The organism is Streptomyces sp. NPDC048523 (assembly GCF_043199815.1).
Lineage (GTDB): Bacteria > Actinomycetota > Actinomycetes > Streptomycetales > Streptomycetaceae > Streptomyces.
On the sequence record NZ_JBICWQ010000009.1, the window covers coordinates 24,470 to 46,284 of the forward strand.

The following is a 21,815-nucleotide window of genomic DNA, read 5'->3' on the forward strand; positions in this document are numbered from 1 at the left end:
GCTCAACTAACGCTCCTGCTGGTGAGTGGGGTTCGGGAAGCTGCCCGTCTGGCCGTTACCGCCGACCTGACGACCTTGTGCGATACCCCGACGGAGATTGGTCAGCCGGCCGCGAACGTCGTCAGGCGAACGCGAGACCTGCGGACCGGTTTGGTGCTGTTGCTGCTGGGCCGTACCCGGGACGAGGTTCGCCCTGGGCACCCGGCGCGGCAGACCGGAGGTGGTGACACCGCCCGCGGCCGGCTGGCGCACACGCTCCGCCTGCCGGACGAGGTCGTCATTGGGTGAGCTGCGCCAGCCCGCGGAGGCCGCGGGCCGCTGCGGAGCTGCGGCAGAACTCTGTGGGGCCGCCGGAGCCTGCTGCTGCCGCGGAGCCTCGGCCGGGGAGGAGCCGTTGCCGTCGGCCGGCTGCTCCTGTCCCTGCTGCTGGCTGCCGTGGAACCAGTTGGTCTCCAACGTGTCGTACAGCGGCGTCCGGCCGTCACCGGGACCCGCGGGCGGCAACGCCTCCGGCTCCTGGCGGACCGGCCGCTGCTGGGGCCGCGGCGGCATGGGCGGCCGCGGGGCACCGAAGTCGGCGCCGTTGGTCTGGGGACGCTCGAACTGACCCGTGGACGCGGGGTCCTGACGACCGGGCAGCGAGTGCTGACCGGTGGAGCCGCCGTCGTAGCCCGGCATCGCGAACTGGCCGGTCGAGCCGTTGTCGTACCCCTGCGGAGTCGCGAACTGCCCGGTCCGGGAGCCGCTGTTCTGCGAGCCGCCGTTCTGTCCGGGCTGAGTGCCGAAGACGTCCGGGCGGACGAACCCGCCCGTGTTCTGTGGGTCGTTCATGCCGGGGCGGGGGAACTCGCCCGTATCCTGCGGGCCGTTGGATCCCTGGCGCGGGTACTGGCCGGTGTTCTGCGGGCCGCTCGTGCCGGGCCTCGCGAACTGGCCGGTGTTCTGCGGGGAGTTGAAGTCCGGGCGGGGGAACTCGGAGGTGCTCGCCGGACCCTGGTGCTGCTCGATCCGCGGCATGCGCGAGGTGGCGGCGGGGTCCTGCTCGTCGTGGCCGCGCGGGACGTCGAGAGAGGCGCGCGGCACCGGCGGCTGCGCGTTCTCGTCGCTCCAGCTCGGGGTGCGGGGCTGCTGGTCGCCGCCGGGCAGCTCGGCCCGCGGACCACCGCGGCCCGGCAGCTGCGGCCGCCGGCGCCGGCCGCCCGGCTCGGGAGCCTGGCCGGCGTTCGGGGCCTGCGGCTGCGGGGGTACGGCACCCCGGCCGCCGAAGGCGTCCTGTCCGCCGCCGAAAGCGTCCTGACCACTGAAGGCGTCCTGGCCCGGACCGCCCGTGCCCGCGGCCTGGAGGCCCTGCGGGGCACCCGGCGCCTGGCCGCCGAACCCGGCGCCGGCTCCGGCCGGAGCGGGCCGGCCCTGCGGAGGCATACCCGGACCCTGCGGTCCGCGCTGTCCGCCCGGCGCACCGGGACGGCCGCCCTGGCCACTGCCGGGCAGTGCGGCCCGCGGTCCCTGACCGGCGTTGAGGCGTCCGCCCGAGGAGGCGCCGGTGCCGAGAGCGCCACCGCCCGTGCCGCCGGGAGCACCGCCGAGGGCGCCGCCGCCCTGGCCGTTGCCGCCACGACGGGCCGCGGCCACACCGGCGGCGGCCTGCGCCGCGGCGGGAACACCGGGGGCGCCCTGACTCGACTTGGGCTGCGGCTGGGGCTTCTTGCCGCCCTGGGCGACATCGACGGGCAGCATGACCAGCGCGGTCGTACCACCGGAGTCGGACGGGCGCAGCTGGATACGGATGCCGTGGCGCTGGGACAGCCGGCCGACCACGAACAGGCCCATGCGGCGGGAGACGGAGACGTCCACGGTGGGCGGCGAGGCGAGCCGCTCGTTGATCGCGGCGAGGTCCTCGGGGGAGAGGCCGATGCCGGTGTCGTGGATCTCGATCAGGACCCGGCCGTCGGGCAGCGCGTGACCGGTGACCTTGACCTTGGTCTGCGGGGAGGAGAACGAGGTCGCGTTCTCCAGCAGCTCGGCGAGCAGGTGCACGAGGTCGTTGACCACGCGGCCGGCGACCTCGGTCGTCGGCACGGAGGCCAGCTCGATGCGCTCGTACTGCTCCACCTCGGACGCGGCGGCGCGGAGCACGTCGACCAGCGGGACCGGGCGGGTCCAGCGGCGGCCGGGCTCCTCACCGGCGAGGACGAGGAGGTTCTCACCGTTACGGCGCATACGCGTCGCGAGGTGGTCGAGCTTGAAGAGCGAGGACAGCTGGTCCGGGTCGGCCTCGCGGGACTCCAGTTCGGAGATGAGCGAGAGCTGACGCTGGATGAGGCCCTGGGAGCGGCGCGAGAGGTTGGTGAACATCGCGTTGACGTTGCCCCGCAGCAGGGCCTGCTCGGCGGCGAGGCGGACCGCCTCGCGGTGCACGTCGTCGAAGGCCGCGGCCACCCGGCCGATCTCGTCCCGGGAGTGCACACCGACCGACTCCACGGACGTGTCGACGTCCTGCGGGTCGGACTCGGACAGCTGCTTGACCAGCTCGGGCAGCCGGTCCTGGGCGACCTTGGTGGCGGTCTCCTGCAGGCGGCGCAGCGAGCGGATCATGGACCGGGCGACGACGAAGGCGCCGACCAGGGAGACACCCAGCACGAGCAGGATCAGCGCACCGGCGATGATCGCGTCACGCTCGGTGGCGTTGCGCAGCTCGCGGGCCTTCTGCTCCATGTCCTCGAGCAGCGAGTGCTCGATGTTGCCCATCTGCTGGATCTTGGTCGAGCTGTCGTCGACCCAGTCCTTGTAGGAACGCCGGTCCAGGTCGGCAAGGCCCTCCGGCCGGCCGAAAGCACGGCCGGCGTACTGGTCCGAGGCCGCGATGGTGGAGCTGCCGTTCTCGATGGGCTTGAGGAGGGTCTCGGCGCTGTCGTCGCCGTAGATGCTCCGGAAGCTGTTGAGATCGGACTCCTCGCTCTCCAGGGCGCCCTGGGCGTACAGCCGGTCGTTCTCGGTGAGGTTGCCGAGGCTCGTGTTGTTGGCCGGCAGGGCCGCGGCGAGGACCGCGCGCTGGATGGAGGCGTATTCCTTGGCGGAGGAGAAGGCCGCCAGGGCACGCGTGCGCTGGATCATGTCCGGGTTGCTGGTGGCCTCGGCCATGTCCTGGGAGAGGTCCAGCAGGTGGGTGATCAGACGGTGGTAGGACTCCACCGTCTGGGTGGCGTTGCCCTTGGTCTCGTAGGCATCGCTGCGGATCTTGCTCAGCGTGTCCAGGTCGCGGACCAGGCCGACGAGGCTGTCGCGGACGCCCTGGAGGTTGCCGTCCTTGCCGGCGGTGTCGATGTCCTCGGCGGCGTTGATGAAGTTGGTCGCGGCGCGGTCCGTCTTGTCCCGGTAGCCCTTGACCGTGATGTTGCTCGCCGTGGAGTTGTGCGCCAGCGGCCCGGCCGACTGGTCGCGCTCGTCCTGGAGGGCGGCGGCCAGCTCGGTGGCCTGCTTGGTCATCTCCGTCAGCAGCTTCATGTTGTCGAGCTGCTGGATGTCGTCCATGGAGTCGTTGATGCGCAGCGCGCCCAGCGAGGTGGCCGCCACGACGGGGAGCGCGAGCAGCGACACCAGGCGCGTGGAGATACGCCAGTTGCGCAGGGCCAGGCGCGACCCCGGGCCGCTCGGACCCTTCGGGGGCTTCACCGTCGGCGTGGCCGCGGGGCCCGAGGACGCCGACGTGCCGGGGCGCCCGGTGCCGGCACCACCGTCGGCCGACTGGCCCGGGTTCTGGGCGTGCTGGGGGGAGGAACTGCCGACATTGGGGCCAGTCCCGCCGTGCCGCTCCGGCTCGGCCGAAGCGCTGCCATCCCTCTTGAAACGTCCCTGCACTAGCGTCGCAACCTCTGGACCAGGCGCTCCTCCGCAGAACGGCGGAGCACGGTGTCGGCGTTGTGGGGAGCGCCCTGAATACGCACCCCGGATGGTTCGTGATTGACCGGCGCTGCCTCCCCCTTCTCACCGCCGCTCGGCGCATTCTCTGCGCCCCCTGTGCGCCGGTTCGATCCCGCGGCGGTCCGTGGAATTCCAGCACAGTGCAGGATCTCCAACAAGGTCCATGGGTCAGACCGTGACCTACGTGACACCACGTGAGGACCGTGTCACCGGGTGTGGAATGCGTTCATGTCGATATCGGACATAGGTCCGCGAGTCTCCCTCCGGGGGGAGGTGTCCCAGTCGCCATGATCAGGAGCGGAATGATGGCTTCAGGGAGTCAATGTCCGTTTCGTTGGGGTGAGTTGCGGCTCGGAATTGTCCGGTTTGCCCATACGTAAGTGAGCAAACTCACATGCCGATCACGGGGTCTTCGCAAGTTCGGGAGGGAAGAGAATGTTTAGCCTGACGCTTTACAAGAAGGCCGCATCTGTCCAACCCACCACATTCGAGGTCGAGTACAACCGTGAAGACGACGATGATGTTCCGCAACATTGCCAACCCGCGGCGCACGACGCTGGCGCACCTCGAGGGCGCCGACGCACTGCAGACCCCGGAGCAGCCGGAGCACCCGCTCGACCTCCCCGCCCAGACCGCCAACCCCCGGCGTACGGTCCTGATGGAGATCCCGGTCTCCGCGGCGAAGTAACCGTAGCGCGCCCGGATCACCGCCCTTCGGGCAGGTGGCCCGGGCGTATTGCGCGAGGCAAGGACCCCTCCCCGCGTTAGCCTGGAGCATCAGACTCCAGCCGGCCGAGTAGAGGGGCGCCCAGATCCCGTGCGCATCGCCAGATTCTCCATCGACGGGAACGTCGCCTTCGGCGCGGTCGAGGGCGACAGGCCGGACGAGCTCGTCCTCGACATCATCAAGGGCATCCCGTTCGCGGACTTCGAGCTCTCCGGTACGAAGGTCCCGCTGAGCAAGGTCAGGCTGCTGCCGCCGGTGCTCCCCAACAAGGTCGTCGGGTACTGCCGCAACTACGCCGACCACGCGAAGGAACTGGGCAACGACGTCCCGGACGTCCCGTTCGCCTTCTTCAAGCCCTCCACCTCGGTGATCGGCTCCGGCGACGACATCCAGTACCCGTCCTTCTCCGCGGACCTCCACCACGAGGCCGAACTGGCCGTCGTCATCGGCCGGATGTGCCGCGAGGTCCCGCGCGAGCGCGTCAAGGACGTCATCTTCGGCTACACCTGCGCGAACGACATCACCGCCCGGGACGTCCAGAAGCGCGAGAAGCAGTGGGCGCGGGCCAAGGGCTTCGACACCTCCTGCCCGCTCGGCCCCTGGGTGGAGACCGGCATGGACCTGGAGACGGCCTCCGACCTGACGGTCCAGCTCACCGTCAACGGCGAGCAACGCCAGCTCGGCCGGACCAGCGAGATGATCCACGGAATCGAGGATCTGATCGTCAACATCTCCGAGGCCATGACGCTGCTCCCCGGCGACGTGATCCTCACGGGCACCCCGGCAGGCGTCGGGCCGCTCACCGTCGGCGACGAGGTCGCCGTCACCATCGAAGGCATCGGCACTCTCACCAACAAGGTTGTCAAGCGTGGCTAGCGCACCCGTCCGCGTACGTTTCTGCCCCTCGCCCACCGGTAACCCCCATGTGGGCCTGGTCCGCACCGCCCTGTTCAACTGGGCGTTCGCCCGGCACCACCAGGGCACGCTCGTCTTCCGCATCGAGGACACCGACGCGGCCCGCGACTCCGAGGAGTCGTACAACCAGCTGCTCGACTCGATGCGCTGGCTGGGCTTCGACTGGGACGAGGGCCCCGAGGTCGGCGGCCCGCACGCGCCGTACCGGCAGTCGCAGCGCATGGATCTCTACAAGGACGTCGCCGCCAAGCTCCTGGACGCCGGTCACGCCTACCACTGCTACTGCTCCCAGCAGGAGCTGGACACCCGCCGCGAGGCCGCCCGCGCCGCCGGCAAGCCGTCCGGCTACGACGGCCACTGCCGCGACCTGACCGACGAGCAGGTCGCCACGTACGTCGCCGAGGGCCGTACGCCCATCGTCCGCTTCCGTATGCCCGACGAGACGATCACCTTCACGGACCTGGTCCGCGGCGAGCTGACGTTCACCCCGGAGAACGTGCCGGACTACGGGATCGTGCGGGCCAACGGAGCACCCCTCTACACGCTCGTGAACCCGATCGACGACGCGCTGATGGAGATCACGCACGTCCTGCGCGGCGAGGACCTGCTGTCCTCCACCCCGCGCCAGATCGCCCTGTACAAGGCGCTGATCGAGCTGGGTGTCGCGAAGAGCGTGCCCGTCTTCGGCCACCTGCCGTACGTGATGGGCGAGGGCAACAAGAAGCTCTCCAAGCGCGACCCGCAGGCCTCGCTCAACCTCTACCGGGAGCGCGGCTTCCTGCCCGAGGGCCTGCTCAACTACCTGTCGCTGCTGGGCTGGTCGCTCTCGGCGGACAAGGACATCTTCACCACCGACGAGCTGATCGCGGCCTTCGACATCGCGGACGTGAACCCCAACCCGGCCCGCTTCGACCTGAAGAAGTGCGAGGCGATCAACGCCGACCACATCCGTCTCCTGGACGTGAAGGACTTCACGGAGCGCTGCGCCCCGTGGCTGAAGGCCCCCTTCGCCCCGTGGTCCGCGGAGGACTTCGACGAGACGAAGTGGCAGGCGATCGCCCCGCACGCCCAGACCCGCCTCAAGGTCCTCTCCGAGATCACCGACAACGTCGACTTCCTGTTCCTGCCGGAGCCGGTCTTCGACGAGCCCTCCTGGACCAAGGCGATGAAGGAGGGCTCGGACGCCCTTCTGCGCACGGCCCGCGAGAAGCTGGAGTCCGCGGACTGGACCTCGCCGGAGTCCCTCAAGGAGGCCGTCCTGGCCGCGGGCGAGACCCACGGCCTCAAGCTCGGCAAGGCCCAGGCCCCGGTCCGCGTGGCCGTCACCGGCCGCACTATCGGCCTGCCCCTCTTCGAGTCCCTGGAGATCCTGGGCAAGGAGACGGCACTGGCCCGCATCGACGCGGCGCTGGAGAAGCTGGCCGCCTAGGGCACGCACGCGTGAGGGGCGGCATCCGGACTCCGGGTGCCGCCCCTCACGCGTCACTGTCAGTGCTGCGCACTAGGGTTCCGGCTCACCCGCACAAGATCCGGAAAGGCGCGTCCATGCCGATGTCCCCCCGCGACTACACCTGGCTGTTCACACCGGGCAGCACCTTCGCCCACGACTCCGGGACGACCGGCGTGATCCACGTGGCCGGGGGAGGGGAGCTCGACCTGCCCACCGGACAAGTCGTCGCCTGCGACCCGTTCGTCTACCTCGGCTCCGGGGACATCGAGCCGTTCACGGTCTCCGTGCCCCCCGGCCGCTACCGCGTGGAGGCGGCCGTCGCGACCCTGGGCCGGCCCGACCAGCCCCCGGCTGCCAAGCCCCACCTGAGGGTGGCGGCCGCCCGCCTGGTCATCCGCGACGAGCCCGCCGCCGCCTGGGAGTTGGCCCTGCGCCCCGAGCAGGATCCCGCGGAGCTGAAGGACGACGAGTTCTTCGGCTACGGCGTGGACGCCGGGACCGGCTGCTTCTACGACGCCGCCGCGGAGAAGGCCTTCCCGGAGGCGCAGGAGGACGAGGGCCCGCTGTGGGACGCCTTCGAGAACAGTGACTGGTCCGGCGGCCCGCATCTGGTCACGTCCCCCTCCACCGGCCACACCCTCGCCGCCTTCACCTCCGGCTGGGGAGACGGCTTCTACCCCACCTGGATCGGCCGGTCCGCCTCCGGCGAGGTCACCTGCTTCCTCACGGACTTCTTCGTCGCACCGGACCCCTCCTGAGGGCCCCCAATCCCCGGACGTGGCCCGGGACGCCGGGTACCGTCGGGTCATGAGCATCCGCGCCGTTGTCCGGGACGTCGACGACACCCTCTTCGATGCTGCGTTCATCGGGGGATAACCCCCGAACCCCCAGCCGATCCGGCGTACCGTCGGGTCCATGAGCATCCGCGCCGTGGTCTGGGACGTCGACGACACCCTCTTCGATTACACGGGAGCCGACCGCATCGGAATGCGTCTGCATCTGGCGGCCGAGGGGCTGCTGGAGGCGTACGAGAGCGTCGAGGAGGCCATCGTGCGGTGGCGGGCGGTCACCGACGCGCAGTGGGCGCGGTTCTCGGCGGGGGAGGTCGACTTCCAGGGCCAGCGGCGGGACCGGGTGCGGGTGTTCCTGGGGGAGCAGCTGACCGACGCGGAGGCCGACGCCTGGTTCCAGCGGTACATCGCCCACTACGAGACCGCCTGGGTCCTCTTCCCGGACGTCCTGCCCGCGCTGGACGCCCTCGCCGCCAGTCACCGGCACGCGGTGCTGTCCAACTCCAGCATCCACGTCCAGGACCGCAAACTGCGCGCCCTCGGCGTCCACGACCGCTTCGAGGTCATCCTGTGCGCCGCCGAGTTGGGTGTCTCCAAGCCCGAGGCCGGCGCCTTCCTCGCGGCCTGCGACGCCCTGGAGCTGGCCCCGCACCAGGTGGCGTACGTCGGCGACCACCCGGAGATCGACGGCCGGGGCGCCGCCGAGGCCGGACTGCTGTCCGTCTGGATCGGCCGCGAGGGCGGTGTGCACGCCCAGGTCCCCACGCCCGCCGGACCGCGCCGCATCGCCTCGCTCGCCGAACTCCCCGCGATCCTCGGCTCGGATACCCGTTTTGGAGCCCCGTCCACCTTCGGGTAATGTTCTTCCTGCGCCGCCGGGGAGCGGGCCGAAAGGCCGGAGAACCGGGGACGCAAACTAGAACAAGATCTCCACCGGAGGTTGCGTTCCAGTGGCCTATGGTGTAATTGGCAGCACGACGGTTTCTGGTTCCGTTAGTCTAGGTTCGAGTCCTGGTAGGCCAGCTCGCAGAGCTCATCTGCATCGCGGAGATCCAGCTCCGCAAAGCCCCCGTTGTGTAGCGGCCTAGCACGCTGCCCTCTCAAGGCAGTAGCGCCGGTTCGAATCCGGTCGGGGGTACAGATCCTTCCCGGAGGGTCAGTCAGGGTCGCACCCGCTGACGCTCATGCAGGATCGCTAGGGCCCCCGTTGTGTAGCGGCCTAGCACGCCGCCCTCTCAAGGCGGTAGCGCCGGTTCGAATCCGGTCGGGGGTACGCAGTAGTTTAAATTGCAATGGTCTATGGTGTAATTGGCAACACTACGGTTTCTGGTACCGTCATTCTTGGTTCGAGTCCAGGTAGACCAGCTCGGACCTGCGGCGTTGTAAATTAAACGCGTGCAGGATCGCTAGGGCCCCCGTTGTGTAGCGGCCTAGCACGCCGCCCTCTCAAGGCGGTAGCGCCGGTTCGAATCCGGTCGGGGGTACAGGACGAAGGCTCTTCGCTCAGGCGGAGGGCCTTCGCTGCGTCCCGGGTTCATTCGAGACCGTATCTCCGTGTCGACTCCTCCTCCTGGGCCAGCCGATGCAGTGCCCGGAGCATCGGCTCGACGAGCACCACGCCCAGCACCGCGACCTCGGCCTTCTCGGCCTCCGACGCCTGTGACTCCATGAACGCCATGTCCAGCTCGGCCACCTGACGCATCAACCGCGCGTAGGGCACGAGCATTTCGGGACTCCAGTCGTAGCCGAGACGACGCAGCGCGGCCGCCGCCACCACCAGGGAGCGGAACGACGGGGAGACGCTCGTCATGGCCTGGGCGTGGGACCACCCCAGTGCCCTGAGCAACTCCTCCATCGCGACCCGCGCGCCCCGCACGAACTCGTCGTCCGCGTCCGGCTCCGGGACCTGCGGCAGCGCCCAGACCGCAGCGCCCAGGCGCATCGTGCGGGGCAGGGAGTCGTCGTCGACGTGTCCCAGCACCTCCCTGACCGTGGCCACCGGCACCTTGCCGACCTGGATCATCGCCCGCACCAGCCGCAGCCGGCGCAGATGGTCCTCGCCGTACTCGGCCGTCGTGGCGTTGATCTGGAGGCCCGGCGGCAACAGCCCTTCGCGCAGGTAGTACTTGATCGTCGCGGTGGACACCCCGCTGCGCTCGCTGAGTTCGGCCAGTCGCATCTCTTGTGCCCCCTCTCGGATACCGGCACTATCCAAGCATTCGCAGTCGGATAGTGCAGCTCGCCAACGAGGGGGTCCCATGCTCGGGAAGAAGGTCACCGCAGGCCGCACGACCGCGTCCACGGAGGGAGACGTGGTCGTCCTGCTGATCGGCATGCGCATCAACCACTTCTGGGCCGTGCACCACTGGGGGCCGGTCCTCCTGGCCATGCCGCGGATGCTGCGGGAATTGCAGCGGGCGCCGGAGCGGGGACTGCTCTCGCACGTCCTGCTGACGGCCTCACCGCGGACGTACTACGTCGTCCAGTACTGGGAGTCCAAGGAGAAGCTGTACGCGTACGCGCACTCGCCGGAGATGTTCCACCACCGGGCGTGGGCGATGATCAACCGCAAGGAGAAGGCGGGGAAGGCGCGTCAGCACGTGGGCCTGTGGCACGAGGCGTACGTGGTGCCGGAAGGGTCGTACGAGTCGATCTACGCGGACATGCCGGCGTTCGGACTGGCGGCCGCGCATGGACAGGTGCCGGTGGAGCGGCGGGGGCGGTCGGCGAAGGAACGGTTCGCGCACAAGTCCGGGAGTGTGACTCCCTAGGGGACCCGCGCCCGTGAGTGGGTCGTCTGCCCGTCGGTCCAGAACCTGCCGCGGCGTTGAGGCCGGTCCTGCTCCGACGGGGATACGGCGATCCCGGCACCCTCAGCCCGTGCGGCGCAGTGCCTCGGAGAGGCGGGCCGCCGCGTCGATGACCGCCTGGGCGTGCATGCGGCCCGGGTGGCGGGTCAGGCGCTCGATGGGGCCGGAGACCGAGACGGCGGCCACCACGCGGTTGGAGGGGCCGCGTACCGGTGCGGAGACGGAGGCGACACCCGGCTCTCGCTCGCCGATGGACTGGGCCCAGCCGCGGCGCCGTACGCCCGAGAGGGCGGTGGCCGTGAAGCGGGCGCCCTGGAGGCCGCGGTGCAGGCGCTCCGGCTCCTCCCAGGCCATCAGGATCTGCGCCGATGAGCCCGCCTTCATGGTGAGCGTCGAGCCGACCGGGACCGTGTCCCTGAGGCCCGACAGGCGCTCCGCCGCGGCGACGCAGATGCGCATGTCGCCCTGGCGGCGGTAGAGCTGCGCGCTCTCGCCGGTGATGTCCCGCAGATGCGTGAGCACCGGGCCGGCCGTCGCGAGGAGGCGGTCCTCGCCGGCGGCCGCGGCCAGCTCGGCGAGGCGCGGGCCCAGAATGAAACGGCCCTGCATGTCGCGTGCCACCATGCGGTGGTGTTCCAGAGCCACGGCCAGCCGGTGGGCCGTGGGTCGTGCCAGTCCGGTGGCCGCGACCAGTCCTGCGAGGGTGGCGGGTCCGGACTCCAGAGCGCTCAGAACAAGGGCTGCCTTGTCCAGAACGCCGACGCCGCTACTGTTGTCCATGAAACGATACTCACGTCTCACTCTGTGAAACGCAAGTTCCTTTTTTCGTGAGACGCGCAACCCTTGTAGGCACAGCGGCCCGCAGACCAACGGGCCTGGCGGCGGGTGCCCGGGAACAGGGGCCACGGGCGTCGCCTCCACAAGAGCTTCTAGTTGGGTCGGCGCAGCTCTGGCCGACCGGAGGGAAAGCGATGGGTAGGACACTCGCGGAGAAGGTCTGGGACGACCACGTCGTCCGGCGCGCCGAGGGCGAGCCCGACCTCCTCTTCATCGATCTGCACCTGCTGCACGAGGTGACCAGCCCGCAGGCCTTCGACGGACTGCGCAAGAGCGGTCGCCAGGTGCGGCGTCTCGACCTGACCATCGCCACCGAGGACCACAACACCCCGACCCTCGACATCGACAAGCCCATCGCGGACCCGGTCTCCCGGGTCCAGCTGGAGACGCTGCGCAAGAACTGCGCCGACTTCGGGGTGCGGCTGCACCCGCTGGGCGACGTCGAGCAGGGTGTCGTGCACGTCGTCGGCCCGCAGCTGGGTCTGACCCAGCCGGGCATGACGGTGGTCTGCGGTGACTCCCACACCTCCACGCACGGCGCCTTCGGCGGCCTGGCGTTCGGTATCGGCACCTCCCAGGTGGAGCACGTGCTGGCCACCCAGACGCTGCCGCTGGTCCGCCCGAAGACCATGGCCATCACGGTCGACGGCGAACTGCCCGACGGCGTCACCGCCAAGGACCTGATCCTGGCGATCATCGCCAGGATCGGCACCGGCGGCGGCCAGGGCTACGTCCTGGAGTACCGCGGCTCCGCCATCGAGAAGCTCTCGATGGAAGCCCGGATGACCATCTGCAACATGTCGATCGAGGCCGGCGCCCGCGCGGGCATGATCGCCCCCGACCAGACCACCTTCGACTACCTCGAGGGCCGCCCGCACGCGCCCAAGGGCGAGGACTGGGACGCGGCCGTCGCGTACTGGAAGACCCTCAAGACGGACGAGGACGCCGAGTTCGACGCCGAGGTCGTCATCAAGGCCGACGAGCTGGCGCCGTTCGTCACCTGGGGCACCAACCCCGGCCAGGGAGCGCCGCTTTCGGCGAACGTCCCCGACCCTGCTTCGTACGAAGACGCCTCGGAGCGCCACGCCGCCGAAAAGGCCCTGGAGTACATGGGGTTGGAGGCCGGTCAGCCGCTCACCTCCATCAAGGTGGACACCGTCTTCGTAGGTTCGTGCACCAACGGCCGCATCGAGGACCTGCGCGCCGCCGCCGAGCTCGTCAAGGGCCGCAAAGTCGCCGACGGCGTACGCATGCTGGTCGTCCCGGGCTCCGCGCGGGTCGGTCTGCAGGCCGTCTCCGAGGGCCTGGACGTCGTCTTCAAGGAGGCCGGCGCCGAATGGCGGCACGCGGGCTGCTCGATGTGTCTGGGCATGAACCCGGACCAGCTGGCCCCCGGTGAGCGCTCCGCGTCCACCTCCAACCGCAACTTCGAGGGCCGGCAGGGCAAGGGCGGTCGTACGCACCTGGTGTCGCCGCAGGTCGCGGCCGCGACCGCGGTGCTGGGCCATCTGGCCTCGCCCGCCGACCTGTCCGACGCCCCTGTCGCCGCTGGAGTCTGAGAATCATGGAAGCATTCACCACGCACACCGGCCGGGCCGTCCCGCTGCGCCGTTCCAACGTCGACACCGACCAGATCATCCCTGCTCACTGGCTCAAGAAGGTGACCCGGGACGGTTTCGAGGACGGACTGTTCGAGGCCTGGCGCAAGGACGGGAAATTCATCCTCAACCAGCCCGAGCGCAAGGGCGCCACGGTCCTGGTGGCCGGCCCCGACTTCGGCACCGGCTCCTCCCGTGAGCACGCGGTGTGGGCGTTGCAGAACTACGGCTTCAAGGCCGTGATCTCCTCCCGCTTCGCCGACATCTTCCGCGGCAACTCGCTCAAGAACGGCCTGCTCACGGTGGTTCTGGAGCAGAAGATCGTGGACGCGCTCCAGGAACTCACGGAGAAGGACCCCACGGCCGAGATCACCGTCGACCTGGAGGCCCGCGAGGTGCGCGCCGAGGGCATCACCGCCGCCTTCGAGCTCGACGAGAACGCCCGTTGGCGGCTGCTGAACGGCCTGGACGACATCTCCATCACCCTCCAGAACGAGCCCGACATCGCCGCCTACGAGGCCAAGCGGCCCTCGTACAAGCCGCGCACGCTGCAGACGTGACGGCGCCCCTCCTTCGGAGCAACTGAACAGGTCGAGTTTCGGCCACCTCAACACCCCTGCCGTACCCCCGATCAGCCCGATCGGGGGTACGGCCGTGTCTGCCTCCGGACGGCCTCGCGCGGCGCGACACGCCCGCTCAACTTCCCACGTTACGGCGGGTGTTGTCGGGGTACGCGTCCCTTGTAGCCGTGACTTCCGGATGTGCCTGGAAGGCCGTTTGAGGCGGCAGTTGCACCCCTAGCAGGCGACAACTCGCCCCAGATGGCACAATCTGTGCATGGAACACGACGGCCAACTCGAGCTCTATGCGGCAGTCGCGGACCAACTGAAGGAAGCGCACGCAAGAGTGCGCGCACTGCAAGTCCCGGAGGGCGTACGGATGGCGCTGACCCGGAAGCTGCTGGTCATTACGGCCGCGGCCAAGCACGACGTCGTCGAAGCGACAAGGCGTCTGGAGGGGTTCATGGCCGACCTCGACGCGGGTCGAATCCCGGAAGAGGAACGCTGAACAAGTCCAGAGCAGTCGAGTTCGTTGCGGCACAAGGGTGATAAGCCCGTTTCGTGTTTGATTTGCGGTATATATCTGCCTAACGTGCGAAAAAGCCTGAGCAGTTTCGTTCGGGCGATGTCTCCGAAGGGGAAGACGTGAACAAGGCGCAGCTCGTAGAAGCGATTGCCGACAAGGTGGGCGGCCGCCAGCAGGCCGCCGACGCGGTCGACGCGGTCCTGGACGCCATCGTCCGCGCGACGGTCGCGGGCGACCGGGTCTCGGTCACCGGCTTCGGTTCGTTCGAGAAGGTCGACCGTCCGGCCCGTTACGCCCGCAACCCCCAGACCGGTGAGCGGGTTCGGGTCAAGAAGACCTCCGTTCCGCGCTTCCGTGCGGGTCAGGGCTTCAAGGACCTGGTGAGCGGCACGAAGAAGCTCCCCAAGAACGACGTCGCGGTCAAGAAGGCGCCCAAGGGCAGCCTGACCGGCGGGGCTTCGGCCACGGTCAAGAAGGCGGCCGCGAAGAAGGCCACCTCCGCCAGGAGCGCCGCGGCCAAGAAGACCACGGCCACCGCCAAGAAGACGACGGCCAAGAAGACCACGGCCACCGCCAAGAAGACGACGGCGAAGAAGGCCCCCGCCAAGAAGGCGACCGGGACCGCCGCGAAGACCACCGCCGCGAACAAGGGCACCGCCAAGAAGACGACGGCCAAGAGCGCCCCGGCGAAGAAGGCCACCGCCAAGAAGGCGCCCGCCAAGAAGTCCGCGGCTCGCACCACCACCGCCAAGAAGGCCACGGCCCGCAAGAGGTAAGGGCACAGGGGCACTCACGCGCCGGGCCGGACTCCGCATCGGAGTCCGGCCCGCGGCGTGTGCAAGGGGGTTCAGAACGTCTGCAGGGTCACCAGGGTGACCTTGTCCCCGGTCATCTCGATGCGCACGCGCTGTCCGGGGCGCAGCAGCCTCAGACCGCCCGCGTCGAACGCCGGCGCGTCGAAGGGCACGGGGGTGCCGTCGTCGAGAAGCACCTGCCCACTGCGGCTTTCGGGGTCGTACGTGTACGCGGTCGCCTGCATGGCCGCAGCCTACTGCCCGGGAATCAGCAACCGCGCCGCGGCGGCGGCCGTCCGGGGGCCCACCCCGAGCGCGAGCGCGGCCCGCAGGTCCTCGCCGGTGTCCACGTCCTGTCGTACGGAATCGACCTCGGTGAGGGGGAGTTCCGCCGCTCCCGAGGCGCGATGTCGGGCGCGGGAATCGGGGCCGAAGGCGGGACGCAATTCCGCGTCCCCCCGCGCCGCCAGCAGAGTGGTGCCGAATGCCGCGGCGTCCGCGAGAAAAGCGCGCGGGAATTGTGCGGCGGCGTCCAGGACCCGGGCCAATTCCAGGGGCCGTAGCGCCGGAAGGTCGGCGTTCAGGGCCGCGAGGGGGCTTTCGGGACGCGTCGACCGGACGACGGCTGCCCCGTGTGCGAGGGCCGCGTTCAGGCCCCCTCGGGGCTCGTCGGGGACGATGCGGGCGCCCAGGGCCGCGAGCTCCCGGCCGGCGAGGGCGTCGTCCGTGACGACCGCCACATCCCCGACCGCCGGGCAGGCCAGCGCGGCCGCCACGGTGTCCTGGGCGAAGGCGAGGGCCAGACCCGGGCGCACCCCGTCGCCGGCGGTGTCCGAGAGCCTGCTCTTGGCCCGCGCCAGGGGTTTGAGGGGGATGACCAACGTCCACTGCACCGGCGTTCCGTCCTTCTCTTCTCGCCGCCATTGTCACTCAGTCGTCACGCGCCCCATCTGGCGGTGTCGGTGGCGGGGCGTACGGTGTTCTCGACAGACAGACGGCCCGGGGTGACACTTGTGCGGCCCCCCAGGCCCTAGAGGAAGGTGTCCGCGTGCCCCGCCGCAGAATCGGCTTCTGGTACCGCCTGGCAGCGGTGATCGCCAAACCGCCGCTCATGGTTCTGCTCAAGCGGGACTGGCGTGGAATGGAGCACATTCCGGCTGACGGCGGATTTATCACCGCGGTCAACCACAATTCGCACATCGATCCCTTCGCGTACGCGCACTTCCAGTACAACACCGGCCGCGTTCCGCGATTCCTCGCGAAGAGCGGTCTTTTCAACAAGGGATTCGTCGGCGTCATGATGCGCGGCACGGGGCAGATTCCCGTCTACCGCGAGACCACGGACGCGCTCAGCGCCTTCCGGGCCGCCATCGAGGCCGTGGAGCGCGGAGAATGCGTCGCGTTCTACCCCGAGGGCACCATCACCCGGGACCCCGCCCAGTGGCCCATGGTCGGCAAGACCGGCGCCGCGCGCGTGGCCCTGCAGACCAAGTGCCCGGTGGTCCCGGTCGCCCAGTGGGGCGCCAACGAACTGCTGCCGCCGTACGCCAAGAAGCTCCACGTCCTGCCGCGCAAGACCTCGCACGTCCTCGCGGGGCCGCCGGTGGACCTGTCGCCGTTCTACGACAAGGAGATGACCCCGGACCTCCTGAAGGAGGCCACCGAGGTCATCATGGCCGCCGTCACCGCCCAGCTGGAGTTGATCCGCGGCGAGAAGGCGCCCGAGGCGGCGTACGACCCGCGCCGCGAGCGGATCGAGCAGCGGCGCCGGACCCGCGCCCAGAACGGCCACGAGGGGGAGAAGACCAAGTGAGCAAGCCCGTCAAGGCGGCGGTTCTCAGCGCCGGTTCATGGGGTACGGCCTTCGGTGTCGTGCTCGCCGACGCGGGCTGCGAGGTCACCCTCTGGGCACGCCGTCCGGAGGTCGCCGAGGCCATCAACTCCAGCCGGACGAACCCCGACTACCTTCCCGGGGTGGAGCTCCCGCAAAGTGTCAGGGCGACCACGGATCCCGCCGAGGCCGCCGCCGGCGCCGACTTCACGATCCTGTCGATCCCCTCGCAGACCCTGCGCGCCAACCTCGCCGAGTGGACCCCGCTGCTCGCGCCCGACACCGTCCTCGTCTCCCTCATGAAGGGCGTCGAGCTCGGCTCCGCCATGCGGATGAGCGAGGTGATCGAGGACGTCGCCAAGGTCGGCGCCGACCGCATCGCCGTGGTCACCGGGCCCAACCTCGCGCGGGAGATCGCCGCCCGGATGCCGGCCGCCGCCGTGGTCGCCTGCACCGACGAGGCGGTGGCCCGGCGCCTGCAGGCCGTCTGCCACACGCCGTACTTCCGCCCCTACACCAACACCGACGTGGTGGGCTGTGAACTGGGCGGCGCCGTGAAGAACGTCATCGGTCTCGCCGTGGGCATCGCGGACGGCATGGGACTCGGCGACAACGCCAAGGGCTCACTCATCACGCGCGGTCTCGCGGAGACGACCCGGCTCGGACTCGCCATGGGCGCCGACCCGCTGACGTTCTCCGGACTCGCCGGCCTCGGGGACCTGGTGGCGACCTGCTCCTCGCCGCTGTCGCGCAACCACACCTTCGGCACCAACCTCGGCAAGGGCATGACCCTGCAGGAGACCATCGCGGTCACCCGGCAGACCGCGGAGGGCGTCAAGTCCTGCGAGTCCGTGCTGGATCTCGCCCGCAGGCACGGCGTCGACATGCCGATCACCGAGACGGTCGTCGGGATCGTGCACGAGGGCAAGTCCCCGGTGGTCGCCGTCAAGGAGCTGATGTCGCGCAGCGCGAAGCCCGAGCGACACTGAGCCACGGGGTCGTTTTTTGCCTCGTTCGCCGCAGGGGTGGGCGCTGTCTCAGGGCACTACCACCGGGTACTCTCAACGCGATATGAGCACCGAGAACCTCCCCCAGAGCCCTGAGCAGCCGCCTCGCAAGCCGCGCGTGGCCGTCGTGTTCGGCGGGCGCAGCTCCGAACACGGGATCTCCGTGGTCACCGCCGGCGCCGTCCTGCGGGCCATCGACCGGACCAGGTACGACGTCCTGCCGATCGGCATCACCCAGGACGGCCGCTGGGCGCTCACCGCCGACGAACCGGAACGCATGGCGATCACCGAGCGCCGTACGCCGAACGTCGAGGAACTCGCCGAGTCGAGCGAGGGCGGTGTGGTGCTCCCGGTGGACCCGGCGAACCGCGAAGTCGTCTACAGCGAGCCCGGATCGGTGCCCAAGGCGCTCGGTGAGGTCGACGTCGTCTTCCCCGTCCTGCACGGCCCCTACGGCGAGGACGGCACCCTCCAGGGCCTCCTGGAGCTCTCCGGCGTCCCGTACGTCGGCTCGGGTGTGCTCGCCTCGGCCGTCGGCCAGGACAAGGAGTACATGAAGCGGGTGTTCACCTCCTTCGGGCTCAAGGTCGGCCCCTACGTGGTGATCCGGCCCCGCGAGTGGGAGCGGGACGAGTCCGCGGCCCGCAAGAAGATCGTCGACTTCGCGGGCGAGCACGGCTGGCCGCTCTTCGTGAAGCCCGCCCGCGCGGGTTCGTCGATCGGCATCACCAAGGTCGACGGCCTGTCCGGCCTGGACGAGGCGATCGCCGAGGCGCAGAGCCACGACCCGAAGATCCTGGTCGAGGCGGCGCTGCGGGGCCGTGAGATCGAGTGCGGCGTCCTGGAGTTCGAGGACGGCCCGCGCGCGTCGGTCCCGGCCGAGATCCCTCCGCCGCAGGAGCACGCGTACTACGACTTCGAGGCGAAGTACATCGACTCGACCCCGGGGATCGTGCCGGCGCCGCTGACGCCCGAGGAGACGGCCGAGGTGCAGAAGCTCGCGGTCGACGCCTTCGACGCGGCCTCCTGCGAGGGCCTGGTCCGCGCGGACTTCTTCCTCACCGAGGACGGCGAGTTCGTGATCAACGAGATCAACACGCTCCCCGGCTTCACGCCGATCTCGATGTACCCGCAGATGTGGGAGAAGAGCGGGATCGGCTACCCCGAGCTGGTGGACCGGCTGATCCAGGCGGCACTTCGCAGGCGGACGGGGCTCCGGTAGCGGGTGCGGGCGGCTAGTCGGCGATCCCTTCGGGGATCGCCTTCTTTATGCCGGGCGCCAGGTCCACCAGCGGCGCCATGCCGTCCGCGGTGCGGTCCTCGGGGATCGTCACCTCGACGTACGCCTTGCGCAGGGTCGTGGTGAACCGGAACGACCCGTCGTCCTGCTTCTCCAGCAGCCAGCCCACGTTGTCGACCTCGACGCCGTCGGCCTCCGGATCGTCCATCTTCGAGGGCCGCCGGACACCGCACCGCAGTATGATCGCCGGGTCACCCCAGCCCGCGGTCAGCGTGGACGCGGGCTCGGGATCTTGACGGTCCTGGTCGTCGACCTTGGACGGCAGTACCCGGTCCAGTTCTCGGCACAGCTTCGTGACGCCCGCTCCCGGCGAGGGAACCGCCGCCGACGCGCTGTCGTCTGCGGAGGAGCAGCCCGCGACGGTGATCAGCAGGGCGAGCGCGGACAGGCCGAGTGGCCGGTGACGGAAGAAGTTCACCGGCCAAGGGTAGACGGGGGCTACAGATGGACGACCGGGCAGGTCAGGGTACGCGTGATGCCGTCCACCTGCTGGACCTTGGCGACCACCATCCGGCCCAGGTCGTCCACGGTGTCGGCCTGTGCGCGGACGATCACGTCATACGGTCCTGTCACGTCCTCGGCCTGGATGACTCCAGGAATCTTGCTGATCGTCTCGGCGACGGTCGACGCCTTGCCGACCTCTGTCTGGATCAGGATGTACGCCTGTACCACGGAACCTCCAGGGCGGCCACGAGGATCATGTGGGGAAAAGGAACGCCACGGTATCGCGTCGCCGCTCGTCGCGGGGAGACCCGCGGGGACGCGGACACCCGTGCCGGGGTGCGGACACGGCAGAAGTTCACGGTCCCCTCGACCGTATCGAGGACACTGATGACGCGCGACCGGGCACGGCACGGCACAGAAGGGGCGTAAGGGCAATGAAGGGCACTGTTGGTGAGCTCGGCGAGTTCGGGCTCATCAGGGAGCTCACCTCCCGTCTCACCACCACCCCGGCGGTCCGGGTGGGTCCCGGCGACGACGCCGCGGTGGTCGCCGCGCCCGACCGCAGGGTCGTGGCGAGCACCGACATCCTTCTGGAGGGCCGGCACTTCCGCCGCGACTGGTCCACGGCCTACGACGTGGGGCGCAAGGCGGCCGCGCAGAACCTCGCGGACATCGCCGCCATGGGCGCCGTGCCGACCGCCCTGCTGCTCGGCCTGGTCGTGCCCGCCGAACTCCCCGTGACCTGGGCCTCGGAGCTCATGGACGGCCTGCGCGACGAGTGCCAGGTCGCGGGCGCGTCGGTGGTCGGCGGGGACGTCGTACGAGGGGACACGATCATGGTCTCCATCACCGCCCTCGGTGATCTGCGGGGCCAGGAGCCGGTGACCCGGGGCGGCGCCCAGCCCGGCGACCTCGTGGCGGTCACCGGCTGGCTGGGCTGGTCGGCCGCCGGGTACGCGGTGCTCGCCCGCGGCTTCCGCTCACCGCGCGCCTTCGTCGAGGCGCACCGGCGCCCCGAACCGCCGTACCACGCGGGCCCGGCCGCCGCCGCGCTCGGCGCGACCGCGATGTGCGACGTGAGCGACGGGCTGATCGCCGACCTCGGGCACATCGCGGAGGCGAGCAAGGTCCGTATCGACGTCCGTTCCGGTGCGATCGACATCCCGACCCAGATGCACGACATCGGGCAGGCCGTCGGTGTCGACCCCATCCAGTGGGTGCTGACCGGGGGAGAGGACCACGCGATCGTGGCGACCTTCCCGCAGGACGTGAAACTGCCCGCCCGCTGGAAGGTCATCGGCGAGGTCCTCAACCCCTCGGCGCTGCCCCAGGTGACGGTCGACGGGGCGCCCTGGACCAGCAAGGGCGGCTGGGACCACTTCGGCGGGGACATCGAGTCGTGAAGCCCCTGGTGCTCACGGTGGCGGGCTCCGACTCCGGCGGGGGCGCCGGGATCCAGGCCGACCTGAAGACCATGCTCGCGCTCGGCGTGCACGGCATGAGTGTCGTCACGGCCGTCACCGCGCAGAACTCCCTCGGGGTACAGGGCGCCTGGGAGCTGCCCGTCGAGGCGGTGCGGGCCCAGTACCGCAGTGTCGTGGACGACATCGGCGTCCAGGCCGTCAAGACCGGGATGCTCGCCTCGGCCGAACTCGTCGAGGCGGTGGCCGAGTTGATCGGCGCCACCGACGCCCCGGCGGTGATCGACCCGGTCGGTGTCTCCAAGCACGGCGACTCGCTGCTGGCCTCGTCCGCACTGGAATCCGTCCGGCGACGGCTGCTCCCGGTGGCCACGGTCGCCACCCCGAACCTCGACGAGGTGACCCAGCTCACCGGCGTCCGGGTCGAGTCGGAGGCCCACCTGCGGGACGCCGCCGACGCCGTCCTGTCGTACGGGCCGAAGTGGGTGCTCATCAAGGGCGGCCATCTGACCGGCGACGCCGTCGACCTGCTCACCGACGGCTCCGTGGAGCACTGGCTGCGCGCGCCCCGCCACGACAACCGGCACACCCACGGCACCGGCTGCACCCTCGCCTCCGCGGTCGCCTCGCAGCTCGCGAAGGGACAGTCCGTGCCGGAGGCGGTGACGGCCGCCAAGGAGTACGTCACCGGTGCGATCGCCGCCGGGTTCGCGCTCGGCGGCGGGATCGGTCCCGTGGATCATGGATGGCGGTTCCGCCAGACGGGCGCGTAGTACACGGGCATGTAGGACATGGCACCTAGTACACGGGCACGGCAAAAAGCCGGTCCACCTCTCGGTGGACCGGCTCAGTGCAGCGAACCAGCAGTGGCCGCGCGCTTAGC

Annotated in this window: 22 protein-coding genes and 5 tRNA genes; 20 read left to right on the forward strand and 7 right to left on the reverse strand. The window is 70.1% G+C overall.

Annotated elements, in window-relative coordinates:
- Positions 1 to 6: 6 nt before the first annotated feature.
- On the reverse strand, positions 7 to 3,858 hold the full coding sequence (locus ACGFWE_RS35620; protein ID WP_393604239.1) for a nitrate- and nitrite sensing domain-containing protein: 3,852 nt from the start codon (positions 3,856 to 3,858) through the stop codon (positions 7 to 9).
- Positions 3,859 to 4,426: 568 nt separating this feature from the next.
- Here ACGFWE_RS35620 and ACGFWE_RS35625 point away from each other — a divergent pair.
- From ACGFWE_RS35625 to ACGFWE_RS35670, 10 genes are all read left to right on the forward strand, one after another.
- Positions 4,427 to 4,609 (forward strand): hypothetical protein, encoded by a 183-nt coding sequence (locus ACGFWE_RS35625; RefSeq protein WP_352389385.1) that lies wholly within the window; start codon positions 4,427 to 4,429, stop codon positions 4,607 to 4,609.
- Between the two features lie 129 nt (positions 4,610 to 4,738).
- On the forward strand, positions 4,739 to 5,524 hold the full coding sequence (locus tag ACGFWE_RS35630; RefSeq protein ID WP_393604241.1) for a fumarylacetoacetate hydrolase family protein: 786 nt from the start codon (positions 4,739 to 4,741) through the stop codon (positions 5,522 to 5,524).
- The gene (gltX, locus tag ACGFWE_RS35635; protein ID WP_393604243.1) at positions 5,508 to 6,992 is read left to right on the forward strand and encodes a glutamate--tRNA ligase; all 1,485 of its coding nucleotides are present in this window, start codon (positions 5,508 to 5,510) and stop codon (positions 6,990 to 6,992) included. The genes ACGFWE_RS35630 and gltX overlap by 17 nt, the downstream gene beginning before the upstream one ends.
- A gap of 116 nt (positions 6,993 to 7,108) precedes the next feature.
- Positions 7,109 to 7,771 carry a DUF4241 domain-containing protein gene (locus ACGFWE_RS35640; protein ID WP_393604245.1) on the forward strand — a complete coding sequence of 221 codons (663 nt, stop codon included), beginning with the start codon at positions 7,109 to 7,111 and terminating at the stop codon, positions 7,769 to 7,771.
- A 157-nt stretch (positions 7,772 to 7,928) separates the two neighbouring features.
- Positions 7,929 to 8,663 carry an HAD family hydrolase gene (locus tag ACGFWE_RS35645; protein ID WP_393604247.1) on the forward strand — a complete coding sequence of 245 codons (735 nt, stop codon included), beginning with the start codon at positions 7,929 to 7,931 and terminating at the stop codon, positions 8,661 to 8,663.
- Positions 8,664 to 8,755: 92 nt separating this feature from the next.
- A tRNA-Gln gene (locus ACGFWE_RS35650) sits at positions 8,756 to 8,827 on the forward strand.
- 42 nt (positions 8,828 to 8,869) lie between these two features.
- Positions 8,870 to 8,942, forward strand: a tRNA-Glu gene (locus ACGFWE_RS35655).
- Positions 8,943 to 9,004: 62 nt separating this feature from the next.
- A tRNA-Glu gene (locus ACGFWE_RS35660) sits at positions 9,005 to 9,077 on the forward strand.
- 20 nt (positions 9,078 to 9,097) lie between these two features.
- Positions 9,098 to 9,169: transfer RNA gene (locus ACGFWE_RS35665), tRNA-Gln, on the forward strand.
- A gap of 46 nt (positions 9,170 to 9,215) precedes the next feature.
- A tRNA-Glu gene (locus ACGFWE_RS35670) sits at positions 9,216 to 9,288 on the forward strand.
- Positions 9,289 to 9,338: 50 nt separating this feature from the next.
- Here ACGFWE_RS35670 and ACGFWE_RS35675 read toward each other — a convergent pair.
- Entirely contained in the window at positions 9,339 to 9,983 is a 645-nt protein-coding gene (locus ACGFWE_RS35675) for a MerR family transcriptional regulator (protein ID WP_393604249.1), read from the reverse strand.
- 79 nt (positions 9,984 to 10,062) lie between these two features.
- On the opposite strand from ACGFWE_RS35675, the gene ACGFWE_RS35680 reads away from it, so the two are divergent.
- The gene (locus ACGFWE_RS35680) at positions 10,063 to 10,575 is read left to right on the forward strand and encodes a DUF4188 domain-containing protein (protein ID WP_393604251.1); all 513 of its coding nucleotides are present in this window, start codon (positions 10,063 to 10,065) and stop codon (positions 10,573 to 10,575) included.
- Positions 10,576 to 10,677: 102 nt separating this feature from the next.
- On the opposite strand, the gene ndgR is transcribed toward ACGFWE_RS35680, so the two are convergent.
- Positions 10,678 to 11,394, reverse strand: a complete 717-nt coding sequence (ndgR, locus tag ACGFWE_RS35685; protein WP_007384919.1) for an IclR family transcriptional regulator NdgR — start codon at positions 11,392 to 11,394, stop codon at positions 10,678 to 10,680.
- 191 nt (positions 11,395 to 11,585) lie between these two features.
- On the opposite strand from ndgR, the gene leuC reads away from it, so the two are divergent.
- The 4 genes from leuC to ACGFWE_RS35705 all read left to right on the forward strand — a co-directional run bounded on the left by leuC (position 11,586) and on the right by ACGFWE_RS35705 (position 14,911).
- Positions 11,586 to 13,010 (forward strand): 3-isopropylmalate dehydratase large subunit, encoded by a 1,425-nt coding sequence (gene leuC / locus ACGFWE_RS35690; protein ID WP_352389392.1) that lies wholly within the window; start codon positions 11,586 to 11,588, stop codon positions 13,008 to 13,010.
- Positions 13,011 to 13,015: 5 nt separating this feature from the next.
- Positions 13,016 to 13,609, forward strand: coding sequence for a 3-isopropylmalate dehydratase small subunit (gene leuD / locus ACGFWE_RS35695; protein ID WP_390001681.1), 594 nt, complete (start codon positions 13,016 to 13,018; stop codon positions 13,607 to 13,609).
- A 277-nt stretch (positions 13,610 to 13,886) separates the two neighbouring features.
- A complete protein-coding gene (locus ACGFWE_RS35700) occupies positions 13,887 to 14,117 on the forward strand; it encodes a hypothetical protein (protein ID WP_007384922.1) in 231 nt (76 codons plus the stop codon).
- A 137-nt stretch (positions 14,118 to 14,254) separates the two neighbouring features.
- Positions 14,255 to 14,911, forward strand: a complete 657-nt coding sequence (locus ACGFWE_RS35705) for an HU family DNA-binding protein (protein WP_352389394.1) — start codon at positions 14,255 to 14,257, stop codon at positions 14,909 to 14,911.
- 71 nt (positions 14,912 to 14,982) lie between these two features.
- Here ACGFWE_RS35705 and ACGFWE_RS35710 read toward each other — a convergent pair whose 3' ends face one another.
- Both ACGFWE_RS35710 and cofC read right to left on the reverse strand, forming a co-directional pair.
- Entirely contained in the window at positions 14,983 to 15,174 is a 192-nt protein-coding gene (locus ACGFWE_RS35710; protein ID WP_352389395.1) for a hypothetical protein, read from the reverse strand.
- A 9-nt stretch (positions 15,175 to 15,183) separates the two neighbouring features.
- Entirely contained in the window at positions 15,184 to 15,822 is a 639-nt protein-coding gene (cofC, locus tag ACGFWE_RS35715; RefSeq protein ID WP_393604254.1) for a 2-phospho-L-lactate guanylyltransferase, read from the reverse strand.
- Positions 15,823 to 15,977: 155 nt separating this feature from the next.
- Here cofC and ACGFWE_RS35720 point away from each other — a divergent pair, with 155 nt between their 5' ends.
- From ACGFWE_RS35720 to ACGFWE_RS35730, 3 genes are all read left to right on the forward strand, one after another.
- Positions 15,978 to 16,742: a lysophospholipid acyltransferase family protein gene (locus tag ACGFWE_RS35720; RefSeq protein ID WP_352389397.1), complete on the forward strand. Its 765-nt coding sequence runs from the start codon at positions 15,978 to 15,980 to the stop codon at positions 16,740 to 16,742.
- Complete coding sequence (locus tag ACGFWE_RS35725; protein WP_352389398.1) at positions 16,739 to 17,749, forward strand: NAD(P)H-dependent glycerol-3-phosphate dehydrogenase; 1,011 nt, start codon at positions 16,739 to 16,741, stop codon at positions 17,747 to 17,749. Before ACGFWE_RS35720 ends, ACGFWE_RS35725 begins: the two co-directional genes overlap by 4 nt.
- Before the next feature lie 82 nt (positions 17,750 to 17,831).
- Positions 17,832 to 18,989 carry a D-alanine--D-alanine ligase family protein gene (locus ACGFWE_RS35730; protein ID WP_393604257.1) on the forward strand — a complete coding sequence of 386 codons (1,158 nt, stop codon included), beginning with the start codon at positions 17,832 to 17,834 and terminating at the stop codon, positions 18,987 to 18,989.
- A gap of 13 nt (positions 18,990 to 19,002) precedes the next feature.
- On the opposite strand, the gene ACGFWE_RS35735 is transcribed toward ACGFWE_RS35730, so the two are convergent.
- Positions 19,003 to 19,485, reverse strand: a complete 483-nt coding sequence (locus tag ACGFWE_RS35735; RefSeq protein ID WP_352389400.1) for a DUF3515 domain-containing protein — start codon at positions 19,483 to 19,485, stop codon at positions 19,003 to 19,005.
- Between the two features lie 20 nt (positions 19,486 to 19,505).
- Positions 19,506 to 19,739 carry an Lrp/AsnC family transcriptional regulator gene (locus tag ACGFWE_RS35740; protein ID WP_003997603.1) on the reverse strand — a complete coding sequence of 78 codons (234 nt, stop codon included), beginning with the start codon at positions 19,737 to 19,739 and terminating at the stop codon, positions 19,506 to 19,508.
- A 206-nt stretch (positions 19,740 to 19,945) separates the two neighbouring features.
- On the opposite strand from ACGFWE_RS35740, the gene ACGFWE_RS35745 reads away from it, so the two are divergent.
- Both ACGFWE_RS35745 and thiD read left to right on the forward strand, forming a co-directional pair.
- Positions 19,946 to 20,914, forward strand: coding sequence for a thiamine-phosphate kinase (locus ACGFWE_RS35745; protein WP_352389401.1), 969 nt, complete (start codon positions 19,946 to 19,948; stop codon positions 20,912 to 20,914).
- The gene (gene thiD / locus ACGFWE_RS35750; RefSeq protein WP_352389402.1) at positions 20,911 to 21,705 is read left to right on the forward strand and encodes a bifunctional hydroxymethylpyrimidine kinase/phosphomethylpyrimidine kinase; all 795 of its coding nucleotides are present in this window, start codon (positions 20,911 to 20,913) and stop codon (positions 21,703 to 21,705) included. The genes ACGFWE_RS35745 and thiD overlap by 4 nt, the downstream gene beginning before the upstream one ends.
- Positions 21,706 to 21,815 lie beyond the last annotated feature (110 nt).

Excerpts from the sequence above, each read along its gene's own strand:
- ACGFWE_RS35640 (WP_393604245.1), top strand. The coding sequence starts at position 7,109 with ATGCCGATGTCCCCCCGCGACTACACCTGGCTGTTCACACCGGGCAGC.
- ACGFWE_RS35645 (WP_393604247.1), top strand. The coding sequence starts at position 7,929 with ATGAGCATCCGCGCCGTGGTCTGGGACGTCGACGACACCCTCTTCGAT.
- ACGFWE_RS35675 (WP_393604249.1), bottom strand. The coding sequence starts at position 9,983 with ATGCGACTGGCCGAACTCAGCGAGCGCAGCGGGGTGTCCACCGCGACG.
- ACGFWE_RS35680 (WP_393604251.1), top strand. The coding sequence starts at position 10,063 with ATGCTCGGGAAGAAGGTCACCGCAGGCCGCACGACCGCGTCCACGGAG.
- ndgR (WP_007384919.1), bottom strand. The coding sequence starts at position 11,394 with ATGGACAACAGTAGCGGCGTCGGCGTTCTGGACAAGGCAGCCCTTGTT.
- leuC (WP_352389392.1), top strand. The coding sequence starts at position 11,586 with ATGGGTAGGACACTCGCGGAGAAGGTCTGGGACGACCACGTCGTCCGG.
- leuD (WP_390001681.1), top strand. The coding sequence starts at position 13,016 with ATGGAAGCATTCACCACGCACACCGGCCGGGCCGTCCCGCTGCGCCGT.
- ACGFWE_RS35700 (WP_007384922.1), top strand. The coding sequence starts at position 13,887 with ATGGAACACGACGGCCAACTCGAGCTCTATGCGGCAGTCGCGGACCAA.
- ACGFWE_RS35710 (WP_352389395.1), bottom strand. The coding sequence starts at position 15,174 with ATGCAGGCGACCGCGTACACGTACGACCCCGAAAGCCGCAGTGGGCAG.
- ACGFWE_RS35730 (WP_393604257.1), top strand. The coding sequence starts at position 17,832 with ATGAGCACCGAGAACCTCCCCCAGAGCCCTGAGCAGCCGCCTCGCAAG.
- ACGFWE_RS35745 (WP_352389401.1), top strand. The coding sequence starts at position 19,946 with ATGAAGGGCACTGTTGGTGAGCTCGGCGAGTTCGGGCTCATCAGGGAG.